We start from the raw sequence: 18,155 nt of genomic DNA, 5'->3' as shown, positions 1-18,155 counted from the left end.
CTATATTAAAATACCCCTTTGGGGTGTTAGCGCTAAAACCCATATTTTAAGTTTTACCGTTAAACATTAGAGATAAATCTGTTCGCCTGAAAGGCGAAGGTTTTAACCTTGTGCATGGAAAATAAAGATGATGCGGATTTCGGGCAGGAATTGTATTGGGAGTTTACCCGACTTTAGCCTTAGTTTTCCTTTATACTCTTTAAGCGCAATACCTGCTCACACAACCCGGAAATAAAGTCATAGTTAAATTTTTTTACAAGTACATCAATGCGATTCGCAATTTTTGGGTTTTCTACTTGAATCTGTCTGATGATATTTTTAACTTCTTGCTCATCCAGAAGTAGTGTGGAGCGCAGTAAGGAATTCACTAAATTTTGTGGCAATTTTTGCAAATCATCAATGCATAGCACCGACATAGGTGCGCTGGAGAGGCTTTTAGTTTCATGAGTATAGATATAACTCACCCCTAAGTGCTTCGCCATGAGCTTAAACACTTCTGATATATGAAATGGCTTATTTAATACGTCATCGCAGCCCGCCTCAAGCACTCTGGCACGCTCCTCATGAAACACATGGGCGCTCACCCCAATAACTTTAACCTTGTTACCATCAGGCTGGGCGCGAATTTTTGCTACGGCGGTCAAGCCATCCATCACGGGCATCTGGATGTCCAACCAGATAAAATGCGGTTGCCAGCTTTGAAACATCTCCACCGCCTGAGCACCATCAATCGCAACCTTCACCTCAAAACCCACGCGAGCTAACATCTTCTTGAGCAGGGCACAGTTGTCTGAGTCATCATCGACCACCAGAACCCGCCATGACGGCTGTTCAGCCTGAAGACCACATACTTGCCGGAATTCGTCAGCTTTTTCAGGACTTTCTGGTTGCTTATAGGGAATTTCTCCCACAATCTGGACAGTGAAACACACGCCTTTGTCCAAGACACTTTTCACCTCGATTCCTCCGCCCAGAAGTTCTGCAAATTCGTGGGAAATCGCCAAGCCCAGACCTGTGCCTTTTTGTTCGGATATATTTGAAATGCTTTGGACAAAGGGTTGGAAGATATCCTCCAGGTGCGCTTGCGGAATACCGCTACCCGTGTCCTCCACTTCTATCTGTAAAAGCACTTCTGCTGCTTCAGGAGAAGACGGCAAACGATGTGCGCGTAAATAGATCCCTCCCGTTGTAGTGAACTTGATAGCATTGTCCAATAGATTGGCGAGAATTTGACGCAGTTTGCCAGCATCAGTTTTGATATAAGGGGGGATATTATCATCCAGTTCCAGGCTTAAAGTGAGTCCCTTGGTTTGCGCACGCAGACGAAACATTTCATTGATATCGCGGAGTAACTGCATCACATCAATATAATCCAGATGCAGTTGAATTTTACCGGCTTCGATTTTAGACAGTTCCAGAACATTGTTGATCATTGTCAATAAATGCTCACCTGCACGGTTGATAATGTTGAGGTTTTCCTGTTGTTCCAGGGTTGTCGTGCTAGCTTCAGCCATCAGTTGGGAAAAACCGAGAATCGCATTAAGCGGGGTTCGTAGTTCGTGCGACATATTAGCCAGGAACGTGCTTTTTGCGAGGTTGCTCGCTTCCGCTGCTTCTTTTGCTTGTTCCAGTTCCTGATTGCTAGAGGCGAGTTGCGCGGTACGCTTGGCTACGCGCAATTCTAATTCATGATGAGCTAAGTATAAGGCTTCCTCGGCCTGCTTACGCGCGCTGATGTCGTTTATCACAATCCGGTGAGCAAGGGGGGCATCATCGCTGTCCCGCGTGGCAGCAGTTTTCAACAATACCCAGATTGTCGTACCACCGGATACCAGCATACGTAATTCACATACTTGTGGTTCACCGCTGTTTATCAGCAGTTTACGATGATGGTAGTAGATATCTTGATCTTCTTTGAAAATGAAGCGGCTGAGGGGCTGGTTAAGCAATGCACTCCGTGACACCCCTAGCAGCGTAGCGGCGGTGAGATTGGATTCCAGGATCAACCCGGCTTCACTAAGGCTGCAATAACCCACTGGAGCGAATTCGTAGAGATGGTAATAGCGTGCCCGTGATATGTCTAATTCAAGCTGGGCACGCCGCAGTTCTTCATTTTGCATCTCCAGTTCAATCTGATGCACTTGTAGTTCGTGTAATGTCTGCTGAATTTCCTGGGGTGATAGAACGACGCTGTTATTTTCTTGATGAGCAAACTTATCCTGAACAATCGCTTCAGCCCGCTGTCGTAGTTGCTTTTGCTCAGTTGGCGTGCTGGCTTGGGTAAGTGGTTTTTCCCTACTTTTCATGAAGTGTCCCCAATGTTCTGGCAGAAATTTTTGAAAATAGTTATTTGCTCACTTTTTTACCTGTTGCTCACTGACATCTATCGAAGCACAGGTGATTCCAATGATCTTTTCCGTATCATCACGCAGCGGTTCCACGGTCAGATCATAAATATATGTCTTGGCCTTTATAGTAACCTGGACAATATGGCGCTGTCCCTTCCCACTCACAAGCACTTCTCGTTTGATAGCTGTCAGTTTGGTGGCCTCTTCTTCTGTTAGCAGTTCCGCATCAGTTTTACCGAGAATCTGCTCATCAATAAATCCAGAGTAGGCGTTATAGCTCCAGGTGTAGCGTAATTCGGTATCCTGATTGAAAATAGCCACAGGCGATGCCTTCAGCGCCACCCGCATGCGCTCTTCATTCAAATGCAATATATCTTTCGCCTGTTTGGCCTGGGTGATATCGACAAAGGTCAGTACCACGCCCTCAATCACATTATCTAGTGTGCGGTAGGGCTGGATGCTCATGGTGAACCATTTGCCCTCATTTGTTTGCACTTCCTGGGTTTGGAAAACCAGGCTGTCCAGCACCATCTGCGCATCCGTTACCAAGCTGGTGTAGTTCATAAGACTGGAGGTTATATGGCCCATGGGGCGACCAATATCACTTGGGATAAGGTTGATAATCTGAGTGGCAGTGGGCGTGAAACGCAAAATGCGTAGTCGGGTATCAACAAAAATGGTACCGATACAGGTGCCGGCCAGTAAATTATTCATATCGTTGTTGGCCTGTGAAAGATCAACTACTTTGGATTCCAACTCTGTATTAACCGTAGCCAGTTCCTCATTGACTGATTGCAACTCTTCCTTGGAGGTTTCCAGCTCTTCGTTGGTAGACTGTAACTCTTCATTGATGGATTGCATTTCCTCATTGGAGGACTTGAGTTCTTCATTGGAGGTTTCTAACTCCTCGGTAGTCGTTTGCAGGTACTCATCTCGTGCCTGCAACTCCTGCTCAAGTGTCGCAATACGCACCGCGCTGTCACTTGGTGCGCCACCCTCTGCGGCATCACCGGCAGGTTCGGGAGCCGGGTGGCGGCGTACTGGGTGAATGTCGGGCTGCGTTGCCAGAATGACCAGATAAAGCGGTGTTTCAGGCATCATGCCAGGGTTTGCGCTTACCACGCAGGTTGTCAAATCGATGGTACTCAGGTGACCGTTAGTTTTGACGCGCAGGCTGGGGCGATGCACGCTCTCCCCACTGAGTATTGTTTTGTGCAGCGCCGTGGTAAGGTCGCGCAGCAATCCTTCGCGGGCCATTTTGAGAATATTATTGCCATTTGCCTCACCAGGGGGCGGCTCCAGATACATGCCGCAACGCCCGTGAATATAGAGAATATCCCCCTTAGCATTGACCAATATGGCAACCGAAGCCGCCTGCTGTAAAAGCGTCTGTTCGGTTAATTCACGCAACGGCAGTTTCTCTGTCTCGCCCAAATTTTCGGTACTCAAGGGAAGCGTCGGGGCACTCGTCGTTATGGGCGGCAAAAACAGGCTCAGGGCAGTACCTTGCCTGCTGGAAAGCACTTCCTTGCGTCGGTATAGCTTAAGCTTACGCTCCACCACACTGAAAAATTCACTAAAATGTCCTACCGTCTCAGACGTGCCGAGGAATAGAAATGCCCCTGGATTCAATGCGTAATGGAACAGTGGAATAAGTTTTCTCTGTAACTTATTACTCATATAAATCAATAGATTGCGACAGCTAATCAGGTCGAGCCTGGAAAATGGAGGATCTTTGATGACATCCTGCTCGGAAAATACCAACATGTCGCGGATTGTTTTGTGGATACGGTAGGCGCTCGGATTTCCATCGGCATCATCGGATTCACTGGTGAAAAAGCGCGCCAACCGTTCTTCTGATATGTCGGCGCTGATACTGGCAGGATAGAGTCCGGCCCGAGCCGTGCTGATGGCTTGACTGTCGATGTCGGTGGCAAAAATCTGTATTTTGAAGCATATCCTCCGCGTTTCCTGATATTCAGCCAGCAGGATCGCCAGGGAGTAGGCTTCCTCGCCGCTGGCACAACCTGGCACCCAAATTCGAATCAGGCTGTCGCTGGCTCTGTCGGCGAAGAGTTGGGGCATCACCTGCTTTTCAATATATTCAAAGGCCTCTGGATCGCGAAAAAAGTGGGTCACACCGATCAATAAGTCGTGAAAAAGCGTATCCACCTCGGTTACGCTTTGTTGCATATACTTGACATACATTTCTATCGAATCGATCTGGTGGACAGCCATACGCCGTTCTACCCGCCGCCGGATGGTACTCAGCTTATACAGGGAAAAATCGTGGCTGGTCTGAGCGCGTAGTAGAATGAAGAGCTTCTTCAACGCATTTTCCATCTTGTTAGACACGGAGACTTGGCGGGGAAGTGTGCCAAAAGCGTGGCTGGTATACGCAATGAGCTGGGCAGGCATGTCAGCCGGTGCCAGTTCATAATCTACCAAACCGGTGGCAATGGCACTGCTCGGCATACCATCATACTCAGTGGAATCAGGAGTCTGAGCCATGACCATACCGCCTTCGCCCTTGATTGCCCGCACACCCAGCACACCGTCACTGCCGGTACCTGATAACACCACACCAATGGCGCGTTCGCGTTGGCCCTGGGCCAGTGAACGGAAGAAAAAATCAATGGGTAAACGCTGACCGCGAGGCGCAACTGGCTCTAACAACTGGAGGCAGCCATTAAGAAAAGCCATGTCGCGGTTGGGAGGGATAATGTAAGCACAGTTGGCTTGAACCACCACCCCGTCTTCTACTTCAAAAACTTTCATCCGGGTATAGCGCCGCACCAATTCACTAAGAATGCTCTTGTGATCCGGGGCTAGATGCTGCACTAATACAAACGCCATACCCGGATCGGAATCAGCGGGCATAGCGGAAAAAAACGCCTCAAATGCAGCCAATCCTCCGGCTGAAGCACCGATACCTACGATAGGAAAAGTGTGTGCAACATTATTAACAGTTTTCAGTATCTTTTTTGGCTTTGCTCCTGACGTAGCAGTAGCCTTTGCTAAACGTTTTTTTCTTCTGCTCATAGCGTTTCCCTTTAACTAATGGCAATAGTGCATACAATGGCGAAGATATGGGTATTTTCTAAATATTTTTAATTTGCTTATCAAACAAACTCATCGCCCGCGCCACGGCCTGATCCATATTGTAATATTGATAATCCCCCAAGCGTCCGGCAAACAAGACCTGACCTTTCAGTTTTTCAGCTTCCACCTGATATTTCTGATACAAATCACGGTTTTCCTGCTGAGGAATGGGATAATAAGGATCGTTTTCCCCGCGCACATGGGGTTGTGGATATTCTGCCATCCAACTGCTGCCATGATGCTGCTGCCCGGTTAGGTGCTTAAACTCAGTGATGCGGGTATAGCGGTATTCATTGGGATAATTCACCGTGCCAACCGTCTGGAGCTGTTCTTTTTCGTCATAACCCGAGCCAAAATGTACGCTGCGATAAGGCAACTCGCCATGCATGTGCTCAAAATATTCATCAATAGGCCCGGTAAATATCATACGCCGATATTGCACTTCTGAGGCAATGTCTTGATAAGGCGTATTCAGCAGCACCCGAATATTAGCGTGATCCAGCATTTTCCTGAACATTTCAGTGTAGCCTAAATTCGGCATCCCCTGATAACGATCCTGAAAATAACGGTTATCCCGGCTCAGATAAATCGGCACCCGCCCGGTAACGGCGCTGCCCAGGTCTTCAGGGTTTAAGTCCCACTGCTTTTGGGTATAATTTTTAAAAATATTTTCATAAATATAATCAGCCAGAAATTTCAGATCGCCACTGGCGCTTTCCCGTAATTTCAGAATCGGCACTTTTGTATTAAATTCATACAGCTCTAATAACTGCTTTTCCAGTTTTGCCGCAAACTGCTGGGGAAATAAGGCATACAAGGAATTAAAATTAAACGGAATCGGCACCTGCTGACCATCTATCACGCCTAATACCTGATGATAATAACTGCGCCAGTGGGTAAATTGTCCCAGGTAATCCCAGATGTGCTGGGCATTGGTATGAAAAATATGCGGGCCATAACGATGCATCAAAATGCCATGCTCGTCATAACAATCATAGGCATTACCGGCAATATGATCACGCTGATCAACCAGCAAAACGGTTTCCCCCAATTGTGTGGCAATTCTTTCTGCCAGGACGCAGCCGGTAAACCCGGCACCTACAATCAGCCAATCTGTCTTCATTATGCGCTTTCCTTTATTAATGAAATTAGAACGGAAAATAGGCTATTGTAGCGTTATACTTTAAGGGTTTCAAAATTAGCAAAAATGCCGGGGAAGGGGCTATTTTAAAAAATCACGATAAGCCCGCAACAAAGGTGAGAACAAGAACCAGCGCCCCGAAAACGCCAGCACCAGCGCTTTTAGTATAAAACGGTTAAAAAAAATAATAGGAAACTGGTAAGGGTGGAAGTTGCGGGAATATTTTAAGGTGCTGAGGTTTTCATAATAATTAGCGGTTTGAATACGGGCGCGGCTGGCACTATCCGGGCGACCGATACTGGCACTGCCCTGATGATAGACTTCGGCATTTTTACACCAGCCCAGTTGATAGCCGTTTTGTTGCAGGCGACGACTATAATCCAGTTCTTCATAAAACAGGAAATATTCTTCATTCAACAGGCCAGTTTTTTTAACGGCTTCAGCGCAAAAGAACATGGCTGCACCATACACATAATCAAGTTTTTGCGGCTTTGCCTGCATTGCCTGTTGCAGCTTTATCCCGACTTGATTGGCGCGAAATACCGTCAGCCAGGAATAATAACGACAGCCCCCCGCGCATTGCAGCATTTCCCGGTTTTCAGCTTCCAGTACGCTGCAACCCCATAAGCCCACTTCGGGTTTTTCCTGAGCGCAATCTAGTAACTGCTGCAATGCCTGAGGATGTACCTGCACATCATTATTCAATAACCAGAAATAATCCATTTTCCAGTGTTTCAAGGCATAAACCAGACCCACATTCATGCCCCCGGCAAAACCCAGATTCGCCCCCGTAGCTAACAACACACACTGGCTTTGTACCTGTGAGTTTTGCAGACTGAGCCATTGTTGAATTTGCCCATAAGAATCATCACTGGAAGCATTGTCACAGACAATCAAATGATGCCTGGAATTGTCCAGCAACGGCAGCAGGCTTTCCAGGCAAAGACGGGTATGGTTCCAGCCATTCCAATTGAGAACGATAAAACAGCAAGAAAGCGGCATATTATTTAATTTTCCAAGGACTTACAAAAATTAATAGTATAATTACATATATCGCCACAAGGAATATATTATGTTGATTGAAGTCATAAAAATAAGTGAAAACAAACCTGACAGCATGTGTTAAAGCTTGTCAGGTTTAGCAACAACCTCTTAAACACTCATTAATGATTGAAGATATGCCGTATCTGTTTGTTTAACCGTATTTTGGGGCTGGTTTTCACGCAGATATTTTACCGTCACTTGTTGTTGCGCAATTTCATCTTCCCCTAAAACAAAAGCAAAGCGAGCACCGCTTTTATCGGCTTTTTTAAATTGGCTTTTGAAACTGCCACCACCGCAGTGCATTTGTAAACGAAAATCCGGCAGGGCATCACGCAGTTGTTCTGCAAACTTAACCCCGGCAGACAAGGTATTTTCGCCAACCATAACCAGATAAGCATGGGGGCTATTGTCAGGCAAACCTGGATTTTCCTGCGCTTCCAGCAAACTAACCAGGCGTTCTATACCCATGGCAAAACCCACAGCAGGCGTTGCCTTGCCACCGATTTCCGCAACCAGCGAATCATAACGCCCACCGGCACAAACCGTGCCCTGCGCGCCCAGTTGATCAGTCACCCATTCAAACACAGTATGATTGTAATAATCCAATCCCCGCACCAGTCTGGGATTGATTTCATAACTTAAACCCACGCGATCCAGTAACTGGCAAAGTTGCTCAAAATGGTTGCGTGATTCTTCGTCTAACACATCAAGCAGACGCGGTGCAGCCTCAATCAGCACCTGCATATCCGGGTTTTTACTATCGAGTATGCGCAAGGGGTTACTGTGCAAACGGCGTTGACTGTCTTCATCGAGTTGCGCCTGATGCTGCGTGAAATAAGCCACCAGCGTTTCCCGGTAAACAGCGCGGCAGGCAGTGTTGCCCAGTGAATTTAATTGCAGGCTTAAATGCTGCAAACCCAGCTTTTTCCAGAAACGCGCCGTGAGTAAAATCAGTTCTGCGTCTATATCAGGACTGGCAATGCCATAGACTTCCACGCCTATCTGGTAAAACTGGCGATAACGGCCTTTTTGCGGACGCTCATAACGGAACATCGGGCCTTGATACCAGAGTTTTTGCACCTGGTTTAACAGGCCGCGTTGTACCCCGGCACGCACACAACCTGCGGTACCTTCCGGGCGCAAAGTCAGGGATTCATTATTGCGGTCAGCAAAGGTATACATTTCCTTTTCAACAATATCGGTGACTTCACCAATAGAGCGCTTAAACAATTCGGTTTTTTCCAGAACCGGCATCCGAATTTCCTGATAACCGTAGCTATCCAACAGGGTTTTCATCTGCTGTTCAATATGTTGCCAGTAAGCGATTTGTGCGGGCAGGATATCGTTCATCCCACGGATGGCCTGAATAGATTTTGCCATGTGCTGGTGTTGCTCCTTCTTTCCATGACTCCAAAGATTTCCCTGAAGTTTATAAATCTGCCCCGTTTAAGGTGATTGTCAGGGGCTAAGATAGAAAATACCGGGCTAATTATAACGCGCTCTTAAATGTGTTTCAGAAATTGATTGGCTTAGGAGTGAGGATTTTATAATTCCCGAAACAGGCAGGATTATTCATTTGACAAGCTCCCAGGTAAAAGCATTCGCTTGCGCTTGCAAACCTATACTGGCATCAGTAACATTCGTGAACCTCAAATATTTTTATGGACAATACAATGCCTCTAATTAATCCCCGCCTGCAAAAAAATACATTACAGATTAAAGCTATCCCCCAAACACACCTTGAAATTCTCAGTGCATGGCAACAAAGCATCCATAAGCGTACACTTTTTAGTCAAAAAGAAACCGCACTTCACAGCCACTTTATCCAGAAAATCCTGATTGAAGTGCTTGGCTACACGGGTTTTAACGGCGAAAGCTGGAACTTGTCACAAGAACAAAAAATCAGCACAGGCAGCGTTGATGTTGCGCTCGGTACATTCACCGCAGAACACAGCCAAATTATCGCCCCGTTTGAACTCAAAGGCGCAAAAACCAAAGACCTTGATGCCATTATGCCCGGACGACACAAAAGTCCGGTACAACAAGCCTGGGAATATGCAATGGATGCCCCCGGCGCATCCTGGGTGCTGGTGAGCAATTACCTTGAAATTCGCCTCTATGCAATCGGCTATGGACGGCAAAACTATGAAAGCTGGGACTTGTCCAAACTGACCGAACCTGGTGAATATGCGCGCCTGCAATGGCTACTCAGCAGTAAACAACTACTTACTGGTGAAACTGCCGCTATCCTCCAGCAAAGTGAAGCACTCGACAAAGAAATCACCGACAAACTCTACTGCAACTATAAAGCCCTGCGCGAAACCCTGTTTAACACATTGATTACCGACAATCCCGGTACGCCAGCACTTGACATCATTCGCCATACCCAAAAAATACTTGACCGCATTCTCTTTATCGCCTTTGCCGAAGATCGTGGCTTGTTACCCGATAAAACCCTCGCCCACGCCTACCAGCACACCGATCCCTACAATCCCCGCCCGATCTGGGAAAATTTCAACGGCTTATTCCGCGCTATTGATCAAGGCAATGCCAGCCTTAAAATCCCCGCCTACAACGGCGGCTTATTTGCCAGCGATGAACCGCTAGAAACCCTGAGTGTCAGTGATGCGCTGTGTCAAGCCTTCAAAGACCTCGGTGAATACGATTTTGCCAGTGAAATCAGCGTTACTGTGCTTGGGCATATTTTTGAACAATCCATCAGTGATATTGAAAACCTGCAAATGCAAGCGCAGGCTGAACAAAACGATACCCCTGTGCAACTGGAAAAACACGGCAAACGCAAAAAACATGGCGTAGTTTACACCCCCGACCACATCACCCGCTTTATTGTTGAACACACCCTCGGCAAACACCTGCAAACTGCCTTTGAAACCTTATGGCAAAATGGTGCAGCACAACGCCACAAAACCGGAAGCTGGAAGAAAAAAGCCTCTGAAATCGAGTTCTGGCGCAATTATCAATATATTTTACGCACCACCCGCGTACTCGATCCGGCCTGTGGCTCCGGTGCATTTCTGGTTGCCGCCTTTGATTTTCTGTATGCAGAATACCAACGTACCAACGAAGTATTGGCAGAACTCACGGGGGGCTATGATGTATTTGATCTCGATAAGGAAATCCTTAATCAAAACCTCTATGGTGTAGACCTCAACAGTGAATCGGTTGAAATCACTAAACTTTCCCTGTGGCTTAAAACTGCGCAACGCGGCAAAGTACTCAATAGTCTCGATGCCAATATCAAAGTTGGTAACAGTCTGATAGACGATGCCAAATATAGCGAGCAAGCCTTCAACTGGGCAGAAAACTTCCCCCATATTTTCACCGAAGCCGCCCAGGAAGGCTGGTTTGATGATGTTATCGACACGGTAGCAGGCTGGTTCAGCGACCGTCAGAGCGGTGGCTTTGATGTTATTCTGGGCAATCCACCTTATGTACGGCAAGAACTCATCAGCCCCATTAAACCCTGTTTAGAAAAAAACTATCAGGTCTATACCGGTGTGGTTGATTTGTATGCCTACTTTTTTGAACTTGGCCTAAAACTGCTCAAACCCGGTGGACGCATGGGTTATATTTCCTCCAGCACCTTTTTCAAAACCGGCAGCGGCAAAAACCTGCGCCAATACCTGATGGATAATGCCACGCTTGAAACGGTGGTGGACTTTGGTGATTTACAGGTTTTTGCAGGAGTCACCACCTACCCCGCGATATTAACCATGCGTAAACAGGTAGCCGAGGCACAACACCGCCTGCAAATGCTGGTATTAAAACAACTGCCCGAAGATTTGGATAAATGTTTTGCCGAATCGGCCTTGCCAATGTCTCAGCATAATCTGGAAAGCAGCGCATGGCGGCTGGAAAATGATACGCTTTTGGCATTACGGCAAAAAATCACCCAGGATAAACCGACCTTAAAAGAAGTGTATGGTTCGCCTTATCGTGGTATTTTAACAGGCTTAAATGCAGCTTTTGTAATTGATACGCCAACACGAAATAGCTTGATACAAGCAGATGCAAAATCAGCAGAATTGATTAAACCGTTTTTGGAAGGGAAAGACATTCACAAATGGCGAACCGAAAGCAGAGATTTGTTTTTAATTTTAATCCCTAAGGGTTGGACATTCGAGAAAGCAGCCATTGAAGATGAAAAATCAGCATGGGAGTGGTTTTCTACAAATTATCAGGCGGTTGCCAATTATTTAGCCCCTTTTGCAGAAAAAGCAAAAAAACGTAGTGATAAAGGTCAATTTTGGTGGGAGTTGAGGGCATGTGCTTATTATGAGGCGTTTGAGAAAGAGAAAATTACCTATGTAGATATTACAAATAAATCTTGCTTTTCAGTGGATAAAAGCAATAGCTATCTTGCAAATACAGCGTACCTAATTCCTTCTTCTGATTGGTTTTTATGTGGTTTGTTAAATTCTAATGTATTTTGGTTTTATTGGACAGGGGTAAGTACAACAATTAGAGGTGGTTTTATTCGCCTTATTCGACAATATGTTGAAGTAACCCCCATCCCATCAGCCACTGAAGCCCAAAAACAAAGCATTGCCCAAATCGCCGAAAACTGCCAGAAAATTGCCGAAAATCGTTATCAAAAACAGCAAGCTGTGCGCCGCCGCATTCCTGATTTATGTCCGGCAGAACGCGAAGCCAAGCTGAATACCAAACTCAAAAACTGGTGGCAGCTCGATTTTCCCGCCTTTCGCAAAGAAATCAAAAAAGCCTTCAAACAAGACATCCCCCTGCAAGATCGCAACGACTGGGAACACTGGCTGACACAGGAACGCGCTACGATTGAAACACTATCAGCACAACTCCAACAACAGGAAGCTGCACTCAACAGCGAAGTGTACGTTTTATTTGACCTCACCGCCGAAGAAATCAAATTGATAGAAAATCCGTAGGGTGGAATAGGCGCACCCCGCAGGTGGATAAATGACATGGGATTAAATACAAATGGGGCGTTAAAAGCAAATTTTATTACCTGTTATCAGGCAGATAATAGTATGGATAAAATTAGAAAAGCACCCATTTGGTCAAAGGAGGATTATTTGATAGAAAGAGATTTAAAACGAAAAAACCGCTGATTCGCTACGCGGGTTCAGCGGTCGAAACCTCGATAGATTCAAAGCCGTTGGGCAGTGAACTCTGATCCAGGAGTATAGCTATGAAAAAATTTTTGTCAAATTTTAATCTTCCCAACATACTTAGGAGCGAGAATTTTATAACTTCAGCAACTTGGCTGGTCTTTTTCTCCATTTTCTGCGTTGTGAAAACAGTTACATAGCTTGCTATGCGCCTGTTTTCACGCCTTGAAAATGAATAAAAATCCTGCACCCAGTTTCTGCATTTATTTCATCCTCACTCCTTAAATTAATTCCCACACACCGATGCAGGTTTCTTTCAGTGGAATACGCTTCACTATTCCACCCTACGTTGTACAAGCATTCAAGGCGCTGGTATAAACATCTGGAGTTGCTCTTTAGCAATTTTTTCAATCCGCGCCGGACGCGCCCAGACACTTTGTTCTAGCTGTAACTGCCCCCACTCCACTTCAAGTTGAGCATGGGTTTTTTCCTGTTGTTGTAATTGTTGGAACAGGCGGTGATTGTCATAGCGAAGCTGAATTAAGCTTATCGCACTGACTAAAGCGCCACCTGCCAATAAAAACAAGACAATGTTATACCGCATCGGTCATTGCCAGATAAACTTCTGTCAGCAGTTGTGCGTCAATTAAAGCACCGTGAGCACTGCGACAAGTGGTATCAATATGATAGCGTTTGCATAAGCTTTCTAAACTATTATCCTTGCCGGGGTAGAGGCTACGCGCCAGTGCCAGGGTGTCAATAATATCGCAATAGCGCTCAATACGACCCAGAGGTTGCTCCAACTGACCCAGTTCTTGATCCAGAAAGCTTAGATCAAAAGCCGCATTATGGATAATCAATTGTGTGCCTTTGATAAATGCCATAAATTCAGCAGCAATGCTGGAAAAATCTGGTTTATCGGTAAGAAATTCATCGCTGAGACCATGAATCGCCAGCGCTTTTTCATCTACCGGGTGGTGCGGTTGTAAATAGTGATGAAACTGGATGCCAGTGGTTTCCCTGTCAATCAACTCAATGGCGGCAATTTCAATTAGCCGATGCCCTTCTGAAGGGGCCAAGCCGGTGGTTTCAGTATCTAAAATAACTTGTCTCATGACTTATTGTTACCTAATTCAACCTAACCCGGATATTTTATAAATATCCGGGCTAGGTTCGATATAAAAATTTTAAGAATGTTAAGAATGTTAAGAATTTTAAGATTAAATCACCTGAATCTGCCGCGTACTATCCATAAGTTAGCATGAGATTTAGGCTAACTCATCAATCCCCCGACCTGCCAGCGTATCGGCAATTTCATTTTCAGTATGTCCGCTGTGTCCTTTGACCCATAACCATTCCACTTGATGTTTTTGTGCGGCGGCATCCAGACGTTTCCAGAGGTCGGCATTTTTTACGGCTTGTTTATTCGTTGTTTTCCAGCCGCGTTTACGCCAGTTATGAATCCATTGCGTAATGCCTTGGCGCACATATTGGGAATCCGTGGTTAAACGCACCATGCAGGGGCGCTTGAGCAATTCCAGTGCCTGAATTGCTGCCATCAATTCCATGCGATTATTGGTGGTGTCACGCTCGCCACCATAAATTTTTTTTTCATGTTGTCCATAACGTAATAAAGCGCCCCAGCCGCCAGGCCCGGGGTTTCCCCGGCAAGCGCCATCGGTAAAGGCTTCAACTTCCTGCATTGTGTTATTCCTTATATTTAGGAATGAGGATTTTATAATTCCCAAAACCAGGCTGGCCTTTTTCTCCATTTTCTGCGTTATGCCTGTTTGGACTTAGGCAGTTACATAGCTTGCTATGCGCCTGTTTTCACGCATTGAAAATGAATAAAAATCCTGCACCCAGTTCCTGCACTTATTTCATCCTCACTCCTTAACGTATGTTGTTGGCTCTGGGGCGACATCCTCACCGTCCGGTTTTAAATGCGGCAAGGGAATCCAGCTTTTGTTCATTGGGGGGGGTATGATACAGCGTTTTTTCGCCAGAATCGTGTAAATACTGCTGAAACATTGCAGGTATTGAGGCAAAATAAAAGAGTTTGAACCGGTATAAGGCAGCATATATAAGGCATTTTGCTGGCTGATGAGTTCAAAACCCAATAATGAAAGCCAGTCTTTCACCCTTAAGGTACTGTAAAAATGCCCATTCCAGGGTGGTGGTGCAGTTTTGTTATGAAATAAACGCAAAATACTCATCAGACTGAAAGGGTTAAACCCCGTCAGAATTAAATGACCTTCTGCAATTAAAATCCGTTCAACTTCCCGTAAAATCTCATGCGGTTGTAAGGAAAACTCTAAAACATGGGGTAAAACCACAACGTCAATGCTGTCTGTTTTAAAGGGGAGCACTTCTGCTGGCGCAATGACCTGATTAATCGTAAAAATTCGATCTTCATGAAGATTCGGGTTTTCCCTGATATTTAATAAAGGGTTTAATGTTGGCATTTCGGCAGATTCCGCTAACAGGTGTTGGTTAGCAATACGGCTGCCCTGTAGGAGTTTTCCCGCCCCGAAACTACCGACTTGCAGGATATGATAACCAAAAAGCTGCGGGTAAAATATTGCCAGCAGACGAATTTCTTCTTCTACCAGCATTTTTCCTGAAGCGGTGTGTAATGACCAATTGCACAAATTATCCATGTTCATAATGCCGTTATGAGACAACAAGCAATCTATCAGACTCATTTGAGTCGATCTGTAACAAAATGTTAGAGTGTATACCAAATTCCTTCTGACCATTAAAATATCTCGACAAACTATGGAAACAAACACGCCAGAAAACCAACAAGTACTGTTTACCGAAATGTTGGATATTGAGGGTAAGCCGGTACAAGTCAAAATTGATGAGCAAAGTGCCAAGCTGCTGCTTGAGCAAATTTCCCAAACATTTGACTGGTATATTCAAATTGGTCGCGCCCCCGTCTCTGCACTGCAAAGCGAAGAAAGCATCGCCTGGTTGATGGGCGACTGGACACCGCAGGTTTTTATCAAACAAGTACAACATGCGGCAAGCCTAGTGGGGCCGGGAGGACATTTTGGTGCGCGTCAGGTATTTATTAATCATGTCTGGCAAGTCTGGCAAAATACGGGAGGGCGCAGCAGTCTTGATACTTTTAAACACCGTTTACTGGAATGCCTGCAAAATAATTTATTGGAATTAGGCTGCGCGGCATTGATTCAAACGCTTAATGCCGTGGATTTGGCACAAAGTGAGACTATTACTGAAGATGGTAGTATTTATCATTTCATTATCCTGTCTGAATAAAGAATCACCCAAAATATAATCACCAGAGATATTAAACATATGACAATCGATCCCAATTTAATTGATAATAATATGCTCTCAGAGCTTCAGGAAATTACTGCTGGCGAGCCTGAATTGCTGATTGAAATTATTGAGATTTACCAGCAACAATGCCCAGAATTAATCGCCGCTATCACATCGGCAATTGCTACGCAGGATATGCAAAGCCTGGTTACTGCGGCGCACAGCTTAAAAGGCATCAGTTATAATGTTGGTGCAGTTGGGGTCGGTAATCTGGCTAAAACCTTGGAAACGCATGGAAATGAAGGAGTAGCCACAGAACTCAGCACAACTTTAGCGCAACTTGAAAATATTTATAATGAGACCTCGGTTTTTTTAGAAACCTTAAAATAAGTCAGGAATTATTCCTATGGATCTGGGATATATTGAACACTTTTTGCTCACCTTATGGAATACCCTGGGTGATGTTTTCCCAATTATTGCAATCATTTTTGGTTTTCAATTTCTGGTAATCCGCCGCCCCATGCCGAATTTTCAGGATTTATTAATTGGCCTGGTTTATGTGATATTGGGTATGACATTTTTTCTGATGGGTTTAGAGCGTGCTTTATTTCCGCTGGGCGATATTATGGCGCAACAGTTAACCTCACCTGAATTTATTCACCCAAATGTACAAGTCGAACTTGCCGCTTCCCCCTGGCAGGATTATCTCTGGGTGTATTTATTTGCCGCAGCCATCGGCTTTGCCACCACCATTGCCGAACCTTCGCTATTAGCCGTTGCAATCAAAGCCAGTGAAGTCTCTGGCGGTACGATCACGGTATGGGGACTGCGTATTGCTGTCGCCATTGGCGTGGCTCTGGGCATCGCACTGGGAACCTACCGTATCGTGACCGGTACGCCCTTGCATTATTATATTATCAGCGGTTATGTTTTTGTTATTATTCAAACCCTGTATGCCCCGCGCAATATTATTCCCTTGGCCTACGATTCTGGCGGCGTGACCACTTCAACCGTCACTGTGCCTTTGGTAGCCGCGCTGGGTTTAGGGCTGGCTGAAAATATTCCAGGGCGCAGCCCACTATTAGATGGCTTTGGTTTAATTGCTTTTGCCAGTTTATTTCCTATCATGACAGTATTGGGTTATGCGCAATTAGCCCGCTGGCGTGGGCGCTGCGGACAGAATAAATCATAAGGAATCAGATTATGCATTTTAAATTAATTATTGCTTTTACCGATGAAGATAAAACCGAAAAGGTACTGGAAGCAGCGCGCAATGCTGGTGCTACGGGTGCAACGGTAATCAATCATGCGCGTGGAGAAGGTTTAAAACCCAATAAAACCTTTTTTGGTTTAAGTGTGGAAACCCAGCGTGATGTTTCTTTATTATTAGTTGAAGAGCACTTAGCCCGGATGATACTGGAAACCATTAAAGATGTAGGGGAATTTGATAACCAAAAAGGTACTGGTATTGCTTTTCAGATTGACGTGGAAGATGCGGTTGGTGTTTCTCATCAAATGCAAGAGCTAACAGAGGTTGTGGAGAAACAGATATGAGCGAGCATACGGATAAAAAAAGACTGGTGCGTGTACGCGACATTATGAAAACCAAGTTTGATATGATTGATGGTCTGGCAACGGTTGATGAGGCCTTGCATACCATGAAATATACCGAAACCAAAACCTTGATCGTCAAAAAGCGCAACCCGGAAGATGAGTACGGTATTTTATTAATTCCCGATATTGCAAGATTGGTGCTGGCAAAAGATAAAGCACCGGATCGCGTCAATATCTATGAAGTGATGACCAAACCCACACTGACAGTATCACCGGATATGGATATTCGTTATTGTGCGCGTTTGTTCGATCATTTTGATATTTCGCGCGCCCCCGTAGTTGAATATGGTGAGATTATTGGTCTGGTCAGCCTGACCGATATGGTGTTACGCGGTATGATGTAAGAATTTTATTATCAGTTGACTGTTATAGCTTGTGATTAAACTAAACAACCACCCGCTAAAAGACGGGTGGGTTAGAGCGTTTGGTGGCTGAAAGCCGAGATACAGGGCGGACAAGCCCTGTTGTTTGGCCCCAACGGGGCGCATTAATATAGCCAGGGGCAACGCC

16 protein-coding genes are annotated in these 18,155 nt (G+C 45.5%); 7 read left to right on the top strand and 9 right to left on the bottom strand.

Features of this window, described 5'->3' with window-relative positions:
- Positions 1-179: 179 nt before the first annotated feature.
- The 5 genes from QUF61_RS16985 to hisS all read right to left on the bottom strand — a co-directional run bounded on the left by QUF61_RS16985 (position 180) and on the right by hisS (position 9,015).
- Positions 180-2,306, bottom strand: coding sequence for a PAS domain-containing hybrid sensor histidine kinase/response regulator (locus QUF61_RS16985; protein WP_289682780.1), 2,127 nt, complete (start codon positions 2,304-2,306; stop codon positions 180-182).
- 48 nt (positions 2,307-2,354) lie between these two features.
- Positions 2,355-5,390 carry a chemotaxis protein CheB gene (locus QUF61_RS16980; RefSeq protein WP_289682779.1) on the bottom strand — a complete coding sequence of 1,012 codons (3,036 nt, stop codon included), beginning with the start codon at positions 5,388-5,390 and terminating at the stop codon, positions 2,355-2,357.
- Between the two features lie 58 nt (positions 5,391-5,448).
- Positions 5,449-6,573, bottom strand: coding sequence for a UDP-galactopyranose mutase (gene glf / locus QUF61_RS16975; RefSeq protein ID WP_103919938.1), 1,125 nt, complete (start codon positions 6,571-6,573; stop codon positions 5,449-5,451).
- Positions 6,574-6,672: 99 nt separating this feature from the next.
- Positions 6,673-7,593 carry a glycosyltransferase gene (locus QUF61_RS16970; RefSeq protein ID WP_289682778.1) on the bottom strand — a complete coding sequence of 307 codons (921 nt, stop codon included), beginning with the start codon at positions 7,591-7,593 and terminating at the stop codon, positions 6,673-6,675.
- A 150-nt stretch (positions 7,594-7,743) separates the two neighbouring features.
- Positions 7,744-9,015: a histidine--tRNA ligase gene (hisS, locus tag QUF61_RS16965; protein ID WP_289682777.1), complete on the bottom strand. Its 1,272-nt coding sequence runs from the start codon at positions 9,013-9,015 to the stop codon at positions 7,744-7,746.
- 293 nt (positions 9,016-9,308) lie between these two features.
- Here hisS and QUF61_RS16960 point away from each other — a divergent pair, with 293 nt between their 5' ends.
- Positions 9,309-12,560, top strand: coding sequence for an Eco57I restriction-modification methylase domain-containing protein (locus QUF61_RS16960; RefSeq protein WP_289682776.1), 3,252 nt, complete (start codon positions 9,309-9,311; stop codon positions 12,558-12,560).
- Between the two features lie 36 nt (positions 12,561-12,596).
- Positions 12,597-12,743 (top strand): hypothetical protein, encoded by a 147-nt coding sequence (locus tag QUF61_RS16955; protein WP_289682775.1) that lies wholly within the window; start codon positions 12,597-12,599, stop codon positions 12,741-12,743.
- Positions 12,744-13,104: 361 nt separating this feature from the next.
- Here the strand turns inward: QUF61_RS16955 and ftsL are convergent, their stop codons facing one another.
- From ftsL to QUF61_RS16935, 4 genes are all read right to left on the bottom strand, one after another.
- Positions 13,105-13,347 (bottom strand): cell division protein FtsL, encoded by a 243-nt coding sequence (ftsL, locus tag QUF61_RS16950; protein ID WP_103918323.1) that lies wholly within the window; start codon positions 13,345-13,347, stop codon positions 13,105-13,107.
- Entirely contained in the window at positions 13,337-13,858 is a 522-nt protein-coding gene (gene dnaQ, locus QUF61_RS16945; RefSeq protein WP_103918327.1) for a DNA polymerase III subunit epsilon, read from the bottom strand. The genes ftsL and dnaQ overlap by 11 nt, the downstream gene beginning before the upstream one ends.
- A 153-nt stretch (positions 13,859-14,011) precedes the next feature.
- Positions 14,012-14,446 carry a ribonuclease HI gene (rnhA, locus tag QUF61_RS16940; RefSeq protein WP_103918349.1) on the bottom strand — a complete coding sequence of 145 codons (435 nt, stop codon included), beginning with the start codon at positions 14,444-14,446 and terminating at the stop codon, positions 14,012-14,014.
- A 183-nt stretch (positions 14,447-14,629) separates the two neighbouring features.
- Positions 14,630-15,403, bottom strand: a complete 774-nt coding sequence (locus tag QUF61_RS16935; protein WP_289682774.1) for a methyltransferase domain-containing protein — start codon at positions 15,401-15,403, stop codon at positions 14,630-14,632.
- A 118-nt stretch (positions 15,404-15,521) separates the two neighbouring features.
- Here QUF61_RS16935 and QUF61_RS16930 point away from each other — a divergent pair, with 118 nt between their 5' ends.
- From QUF61_RS16930 to QUF61_RS16910, 5 genes are read left to right on the top strand one after another with little or no spacing between them, the layout of a single operon-like run.
- Positions 15,522-16,028: a hypothetical protein gene (locus QUF61_RS16930; protein WP_103919760.1), complete on the top strand. Its 507-nt coding sequence runs from the start codon at positions 15,522-15,524 to the stop codon at positions 16,026-16,028.
- A 39-nt stretch (positions 16,029-16,067) separates the two neighbouring features.
- Positions 16,068-16,421, top strand: a complete 354-nt coding sequence (locus QUF61_RS16925; protein ID WP_103919759.1) for an Hpt domain-containing protein — start codon at positions 16,068-16,070, stop codon at positions 16,419-16,421.
- 16 nt (positions 16,422-16,437) lie between these two features.
- Entirely contained in the window at positions 16,438-17,223 is a 786-nt protein-coding gene (locus tag QUF61_RS16920) for a DUF1538 domain-containing protein (RefSeq protein ID WP_103919758.1), read from the top strand.
- Between the two features lie 11 nt (positions 17,224-17,234).
- Complete coding sequence (locus tag QUF61_RS16915; protein ID WP_103919757.1) at positions 17,235-17,585, top strand: P-II family nitrogen regulator; 351 nt, start codon at positions 17,235-17,237, stop codon at positions 17,583-17,585.
- Positions 17,582-17,989, top strand: a complete 408-nt coding sequence (locus QUF61_RS16910; RefSeq protein ID WP_103919756.1) for a CBS domain-containing protein — start codon at positions 17,582-17,584, stop codon at positions 17,987-17,989. The genes QUF61_RS16915 and QUF61_RS16910 overlap by 4 nt, the downstream gene beginning before the upstream one ends.
- Positions 17,990-18,155 lie beyond the last annotated feature (166 nt).

Source organism: Candidatus Venteria ishoeyi (assembly GCF_030378065.1).
In the GTDB taxonomy this organism is placed as follows: domain Bacteria; phylum Pseudomonadota; class Gammaproteobacteria; order Beggiatoales; family Beggiatoaceae; genus Venteria; species Venteria ishoeyi.
This window is presented reverse-complemented; position numbering and strand designations above follow the sequence as displayed.

What these genes read in the sequence shown, in the direction of transcription:
- QUF61_RS16985 (WP_289682780.1), bottom strand. Translation starts at nt 2,306, where the DNA reads ATGAAAAGTAGGGAAAAACCACTTACCCAAGCCAGCACGCCAACTGAG.
- QUF61_RS16980 (WP_289682779.1), bottom strand. Translation starts at nt 5,390, where the DNA reads ATGAGCAGAAGAAAAAAACGTTTAGCAAAGGCTACTGCTACGTCAGGA.
- glf (WP_103919938.1), bottom strand. Translation starts at nt 6,573, where the DNA reads ATGAAGACAGATTGGCTGATTGTAGGTGCCGGGTTTACCGGCTGCGTC.
- QUF61_RS16970 (WP_289682778.1), bottom strand. Translation starts at nt 7,593, where the DNA reads ATGCCGCTTTCTTGCTGTTTTATCGTTCTCAATTGGAATGGCTGGAAC.
- hisS (WP_289682777.1), bottom strand. Translation starts at nt 9,015, where the DNA reads ATGGCAAAATCTATTCAGGCCATCCGTGGGATGAACGATATCCTGCCC.
- QUF61_RS16960 (WP_289682776.1), top strand. Translation starts at nt 9,309, where the DNA reads ATGCCTCTAATTAATCCCCGCCTGCAAAAAAATACATTACAGATTAAA.
- QUF61_RS16955 (WP_289682775.1), top strand. Translation starts at nt 12,597, where the DNA reads ATGGGATTAAATACAAATGGGGCGTTAAAAGCAAATTTTATTACCTGT.
- ftsL (WP_103918323.1), bottom strand. Translation starts at nt 13,347, where the DNA reads ATGCGGTATAACATTGTCTTGTTTTTATTGGCAGGTGGCGCTTTAGTC.
- dnaQ (WP_103918327.1), bottom strand. Translation starts at nt 13,858, where the DNA reads ATGAGACAAGTTATTTTAGATACTGAAACCACCGGCTTGGCCCCTTCA.
- rnhA (WP_103918349.1), bottom strand. Translation starts at nt 14,446, where the DNA reads ATGCAGGAAGTTGAAGCCTTTACCGATGGCGCTTGCCGGGGAAACCCC.
- QUF61_RS16935 (WP_289682774.1), bottom strand. Translation starts at nt 15,403, where the DNA reads ATGGATAATTTGTGCAATTGGTCATTACACACCGCTTCAGGAAAAATG.
- QUF61_RS16930 (WP_103919760.1), top strand. Translation starts at nt 15,522, where the DNA reads ATGGAAACAAACACGCCAGAAAACCAACAAGTACTGTTTACCGAAATG.
- QUF61_RS16925 (WP_103919759.1), top strand. Translation starts at nt 16,068, where the DNA reads ATGACAATCGATCCCAATTTAATTGATAATAATATGCTCTCAGAGCTT.
- QUF61_RS16920 (WP_103919758.1), top strand. Translation starts at nt 16,438, where the DNA reads ATGGATCTGGGATATATTGAACACTTTTTGCTCACCTTATGGAATACC.
- QUF61_RS16915 (WP_103919757.1), top strand. Translation starts at nt 17,235, where the DNA reads ATGCATTTTAAATTAATTATTGCTTTTACCGATGAAGATAAAACCGAA.
- QUF61_RS16910 (WP_103919756.1), top strand. Translation starts at nt 17,582, where the DNA reads ATGAGCGAGCATACGGATAAAAAAAGACTGGTGCGTGTACGCGACATT.